The organism is Streptomyces sp. NPDC050617 (assembly GCF_040654795.1).
Taxonomy (GTDB): Bacteria; Actinomycetota; Actinomycetes; order Streptomycetales; family Streptomycetaceae; genus Streptomyces.
Genome location: NZ_JBFAIS010000013.1, coordinates 1 through 6,024, shown reverse-complemented (window position 1 = coordinate 6,024; position 6,024 = coordinate 1). Strand labels below are relative to the sequence as shown.

The 6,024-nt window shown below is 70.0% G+C and carries 4 protein-coding genes; 1 reads left to right on the top strand and 3 read right to left on the bottom strand.

The genetic code is table 11. The features are described from left to right. The first annotated feature begins 661 nt into the window (after window positions 1-661). Window positions 662-2,107 carry an amidase gene (locus AB0I49_RS19005; RefSeq protein ID WP_363228136.1) on the top strand — a complete coding sequence of 482 codons (1,446 nt, stop codon included), beginning with the start codon at window positions 662-664 and terminating at the stop codon, window positions 2,105-2,107. A gap of 193 nt (window positions 2,108-2,300) precedes the next feature. Here the strand turns inward: AB0I49_RS19005 and AB0I49_RS19000 are convergent, their stop codons facing one another. The 3 genes from AB0I49_RS19000 to AB0I49_RS18990 all read right to left on the bottom strand — a co-directional run. Then, window positions 2,301-3,731: an aspartate aminotransferase family protein gene (locus AB0I49_RS19000; RefSeq protein WP_363228135.1), complete on the bottom strand. Its 1,431-nt coding sequence runs from the start codon at window positions 3,729-3,731 to the stop codon at window positions 2,301-2,303. Continuing rightward, a complete protein-coding gene (dxs, locus tag AB0I49_RS18995; RefSeq protein WP_363228223.1) occupies window positions 3,728-5,698 on the bottom strand; it encodes a 1-deoxy-D-xylulose-5-phosphate synthase in 1,971 nt (656 codons plus the stop codon). Before dxs ends, AB0I49_RS19000 begins: the two co-directional genes overlap by 4 nt. Window positions 5,699-5,721: 23 nt before the next feature. Next, on the bottom strand, window positions 5,722-6,024 hold a 303-nt coding region (locus AB0I49_RS18990), incomplete at its 5' end, for a flavodoxin-dependent (E)-4-hydroxy-3-methylbut-2-enyl-diphosphate synthase (RefSeq protein WP_363228133.1).

Here is a 6,024-nt window from a genome sequence, read left to right as displayed (position 1 = left end):
CCTGCACTCATCCATTCATCAGGCGGTATGGACCACCGCCGGCCCGTGCGACGCCTCGGGGGAAAGGCGGCACGGATTCGCGCACGTACGGACATTTCCTGTCCAGCGGCGTCATGGGCGACGCCGCTGATGGGCCGCCTGGGCGGCCCGCCCCCGTCCGACAGTCCAGCCGCCTCCGTACGTGAGCGGCGGTAGGTACCTGTGGTCGCTGTGTTGCCGCGCACCGCTGCATGAGTGGTGCGCCATCCCCGTATCCAACTCCTTGGAATTGGACAGCCTCGTCCCAGGGATGTCAACGAATGTGTTTGCGACGCAGTTGGACGCCTGTGGATTCGCTATGAATCCGCCCGGGCGGACGTCTCCCGCTGTCCAATCAGAAATTTCGCATCACTTGGACACAGGATCACACGGACACAGGTCACACGGATACAGGATCACACCGGCGCAGGATCACACGGGCCCAGGATCACACCGGCGCACAGGCTCCGGGCCCCATCCGCCGAAGCCGCCGACCGCACATCAATAGTTAGGCAAGGCAACCCTAAGGACAGTTACGATCTTCCCACGGACCGGCGCCCTCCTGCCCACCGACCGCTGGTGCGGGACGTGGCACGCGGCGACGGCCCGCACGCGACGGCGATCGACGAGAGGACGGCCGGAAATGGGCCAGCTGCACGATCTCACCGCTCTGGAGCAGGGCGACGCGATACGGACAGGGGATCTGTCCCCCGTCGAGCTGACGAACCATTACCTGGAGCGCATCGAGCGTCTCGACGCCACAGTCGGGGCGTTCATCACGGTGACGCCCGAGGTCGCGCGGAAGCAGGCGGCCGAGGCGGAACAGGTTGCCGCCGAAGCGCGCCGCGAGGGCAGGGAGTTGCCGCCGCTGCACGGTGTCCCGGTACCGGTGAAGGACGTCACCTCCGTTGCCGGCGTGCGCTGCACGATGGGTTCGGCGGCGCTCGTGGATCATGTGCCGACCGTGGACGACCATGTCGCCACGAAGCTCCGCGCGGCCGGCACCATCCTGCTCGGCAAGACCAACACCCCCGAGTTCGCCCTGCCGCCGTACACCGAGAACCGGGTGGCGCCGCCCGCTCGCACCCCGTGGGCACTCGACCGCTCGGCCGGCGGGTCGAGCGGCGGCGCCGCAACGGCCGTGGCCTCCGGGCTGGCGCCCGTCGCCCACGGCACCGACAGCGGCGGCTCGATCCGCATCCCTTCCTCGGCCTGCGGGCTCTTCGGCCTCAAGCCGAGCCGTGGCCGGGTCGGCGACGGCCCCACGCTGCGCGACGTCAGCGGTATGACCACCTCGGGGCCGCTGGCCCGTACGGTCGCCGACGCGGCGGCGCTCCTCGACGTCCTCGCCGCGCCGATGCTCGGCGACCCGTTCACCGCGCCCGCGCTGCCGCCCGGTGAGACCTTCGTGCAGCAGGCGCGCCGCCGCCCGAGGGCGCTGCGCGTCGCCTGCATGCCCGAACCGTCCGTGCCGGGCGTGTCGCTCCACCCCGACTGCCGCAAGGCCGTGGACGAGGCCGCCGATCTGCTGCGCGAACTCGACCACACCGTCGAGGAGATGGCGCCGCCCGCGATGAGCGCCGAGGCCGGCGCCGCCCTCCTGGACATATGGAAGGTGATGGCCGCGACCAGCCCGGTGCCGCCGGGCGCCGAGGAATTGCTGACGCCGCTGACGCGCTACCTGCGCGCGGAGGCCCCAGGGGTGTCCGGGGTGACATACGTCCAGGGCCTTCAGGAGTTGCGGAAGTTGGGCCAGATGATCGCCGACACCATCCAGCCGGCCGGCACCGGCTACGACATCATCCTCACCCCGACTCTTGCCCAACCTCCGGTCCCAGTGAGCTCGTTGCACGATGACGCGAACCCGGCGAACGGCTTCGAGCTGATGAGCGCGTTCACTCCGTACACCATGCTCTACAACGCGACCGGCCAGCCCGCCGCCAGCGTCCCGCTGCACTGGACCGCCGACAACGTCCCCATCGGCGTCATGCTGGCCGCCCGCTACGGCGACGAGGCCACCCTCATCTCCCTCTCCGCCCAACTGGAGGAGGCCCGCCCCTGGGCGGCCCGCGTCCCTTCACTGCGGTAGGAGCCGCCCTTGTTCTCGTAGGCGCCGGCGGCTGCAAGGGCTGCAAGGCGATCGCTTGAGTCACAGGCGGTCAGGCCCTGGAGAGCCGTCGATTCTCCAGGGCCCGGCGCCAGACGTATCCACGCGCTGTCAGGTCCTCACCGGCCCCGAAACCGGGCATAGTCAGCCGGTGCCCTCCGAGGCCGGCAGGTGGTCATGCGGACGAGGCCGCTCCCGACGACGAACCGGGGCGGAGCGTGCTTTTGATCAGCGTGCGGCCGAAGTCCCACATCAGGCTGCTGTCCCCGTTGCCGTGCGCGTCGTCCATGACGGCGGTGAAGGCGTCGACGAAGCGGTCCACGTCCGCTTCGTCGATGACCAGCGGCGGGATCAGCTTGATGACTTCCAGGTGGTCGCCGGAGACCTGGGTGAGGATGCGGTGCTTCTGGAGCAGCGGCACGACGACCATCTGCGCGAACAGGCCCTTGCGCGCGGCCTGGAGCATAGCCCAACGGCTGCGCAGGCCCAGCGACTTGGGCTTGCCGAACTCGATGCCGATCATCAGGCCCCGGCCGCGCACGTCATGCAGCAGCTCGTACTTGCCGATCAGCGCCGAGAGCCTAGAGCGCAGCAGTTCCCCGGTGTGCCGGGCGCGCGCGACGATCTGCTCGTCCTCCATGACGCTGAGGACCGCGAGCCCCGCCGTCATGGCCTGGGCGTTGGAGCCGAAGCTCGCGGAGTGGACGAGCACCCGGTCCATGGAGGAGTAGACCTTCTTGAAGATCCAGTCCTTGCCGAGGGTCGCGCCGACCGGCACGTAGCCGCCCGAGAGCGACTTCGCGACGCACACCAGGTCGGGTTCCACGCCTTCCTCGTGCTGGTAGGCGAAGAAGTCGCCGGTCCGGCCGATGCCCGTCTGCACCTCGTCGGCGATCAGCAGCGCCTTGTGCCGGTGCAGCAACTCCTGTGCTGCGCGCAGGAATCCGGGCGGCGTCTCGTGCACGCCCTTGCCCTGGATCGGTTCGACGACGAATCCGGCCACGTCGCCGCGCGCCAACTCCCGTTCCAGCGCCGCCAGGTCGCCCATCTCGATGGCGGTGTCGGGCAGCAGGGGCGCGAAGCCGTCACGGAATCCGTCCTCGCCGTTGACGGAGAGCGAACCGGTCGTCAGCCCGTGGAAAGCGTGCGTGCAGTAGAGGATCCTCGTCTTGCCGGTCGCGTACCGCGCGAACTTCAGCGCGGTCTCCACGGCTTCCGTGCCACTGTTGCCGAAGAAGACGCGGTCGAGGTGGGGGGCGTACGACAGGAGCTTCTCCGCGAACAGGCCGGGGAGCGGCTGGCAGTCGAAGCGGGTGAGGTCCGCGAGCTGGGCGTCGAGCACGTCGTGCAGCGCCTTGCGTACGACGGGGTGGTGCCGGCCGACGCCCATGACGCCGAATCCGGCGAGCATGTCCAGGTAGTCGTTGCCGTCCGCGTCCCAGAAGTGCGCGCCCTCGGCCCGCTCGTACACCTTGTCGAAGCCGATGGTGTGCAGCATGCGCGGCAGTTGGTGGTTCACGTACTTCGCGTGCAGTTCATACCGCTCACCGCCGCGCTCCGCGAGGAGCTTCCCGAGGTCGAAGCCCTGCGGTCCGTCGGCTGTCATAGGTGGTTCTCCTCGCTGATCTCAGATGACCCCGCCGCTGCGGGGGCTGTGGTACGGGCCAGAGCGGCGCTGATGCGCCCGGCCATCTCGGCGGGGGTGAGCCCGATGTCGGCCAGCACCTCGCCGCGCTTGGCGTGCGCCAGGAACTGCGGCGGGATGCCGAAGGTGCGCACCGGCAGGTCCACCCCCGCGTCGCCGAGCGCCTGCGCGACGGCCGAACCGACGCCGCCGGTGCGGCTGTTGTCCTCCACGACCGCCACGACCCGGTGGCCGGCGGCGAGCGCGGGCAGCGCCTCGTCGACGGGTTTGACCCAGCGCGGGTCCACCACGGTGCAGCCGGTGCCGCGCGCGTGGAGCAACTCGGCTATTTCCAGGCCGACTTGGGCCATGGTTCCTACGGTGACGAGCAGTACGTCCGTACGCCCGTCCGCGCCGCGTCCCGTACGTCCTGCCGCTTCCCCTTCGGCCGGCTCCGGATGGGCCAGCACATCCATCCCCCCGACCCGGCCGACCGCCGGTATCGGCTCGCCCACGGTCTCCTTGGGGTAGCGGATGACGGTCGGCGCGTCATCGACGTCCACCGCCTCGCGCAGTTGCGCGCGGAGCTGGTCGGCGTCGCGCGGCGCGGCGATCCGCAGGCCGGGGACGACCTGGAGGATCGACATGTCCCACATGCCGTTGTGCGACGCGCCGTCGGTCCCGGTGACCCCGGCCCGGTCCAGGACGAAGGTGACGCCGCACTTGTGCAGCGCCACATCCATCAGGACCTGGTCGAAGGCGCGGTTGAGGAAGGTCGCGTACACCGCGAAGACCGGGTGCAGCCCGCCCGTGGCCAGCCCCGCCGCGGAGACGGCGGCGTGCTGCTCGGCGATGCCGACGTCCCAGACCCGGTCGGGGAAGGCCGCGGCGAACTTCGTCAGCCCCACGGGGTGCAGCATCGCGGCCGTGATCGCCACGACGTCGGGCCGCTCGGCCCCGATCCGCGCCATCTCGTCCCCGAACACCGAGGTCCAGGACTGCCCGCTCGACGGCGCGAGCGGCTCGCAGGTGAGCGGGTCCATCGCGCCGACCGTATGAAAGCGGTCGGCCTCGTCCTCCAGGGCGGGCTGGTAGCCGCGCCCCTTCTCGGTGAGGCAGTGCACGACTACGGGGCCGTGGAAGCGTTTGGCGCGGCGTAGCGCCGATTCGACCGCGGCGATGTCGTGCCCGTCGATGGGGCCGACGTACTTCAGGCCGAGGTCCTCGAACATGCCCTGCGGGGCGAAGGCGTCCTTGAACCCCTTCTTGGCGCCGTGCAGGGACTCGTACAGCGGCTGCCCGACGACGGGTGTGCGCTGGAGGACCTCTTTGCCCCAGGACAGAACGCGTTCGTAGCCGTCGGTCGTGCGGAGCGTGGCGAGGTGGTTGGCCAGGCCGCCGATGGTCGGCGCGTATGAGCGTTCGTTGTCGTTGACGACGATGATCAGCGGGCGGTCTCTGGCCGCGGCGATGTTGTTGAGGGCTTCCCAGGCCATGCCGCCGGTGAGCGCGCCGTCGCCGATGACGGCCGCCACATGGCGGTCCGTGCGCCCCAGCACCTGGTTGGCCTTGGCGAGGCCGTCGGCCCAGCCGAGGACCGTGGAGGCGTGGCTGTTCTCGATGACGTCGTGCTCGGACTCGGCGCGCGAGGGGTAGCCGGAGAGGCCGCCCTTGCCGCGCAGCTTGGAGAAGTCCTGCCGTCCGGTGAGCAGTTTGTGTACGTAGCTCTGGTGCCCGGTGTCCCACAGGACGCGGTCGGCGGGCGATTCGAAGACGCGGTGGAGGGCGACGGAGAGCTCCACCACGCCGAGGTTGGGACCGAGATGGCCGCCGGTCGCGGCCACGGCGTGCACGAGGAACTGGCGTATCTCCTCGGTGAGTTGGCCGAGGCTCTCCGCGGGCAGCGCCTTCAGGTCGTGCGGGTTCTTGATGTTCTCCAACAGCGACACCGACATCCCCCTCCTCGTATGGTTCAGCCCACGGTGACGTCGGGCGTCCCGGAGCGGGCCCCCGCTGCCTCCATGTGCTCGGCGATTTTCATGGCTTCTTCGATGAGGGTCTCGACGATCTTCGATTCGGGGACGGTCTTGATGACCTCGCCCTTCACGAAGATCTGGCCCTTGCCGTTGCCGGAGGCCACCCCGAGATCCGCCTCACGCGCCTCACCCGGACCGTTGACCACACAGCCCATCACCGCGACGCGCAGCGGCACCTCCATGCCCTCCAGCCCCGCCGTGACCTCCTCGGCGAGCTTGTACACATCCACCTGCGCCCG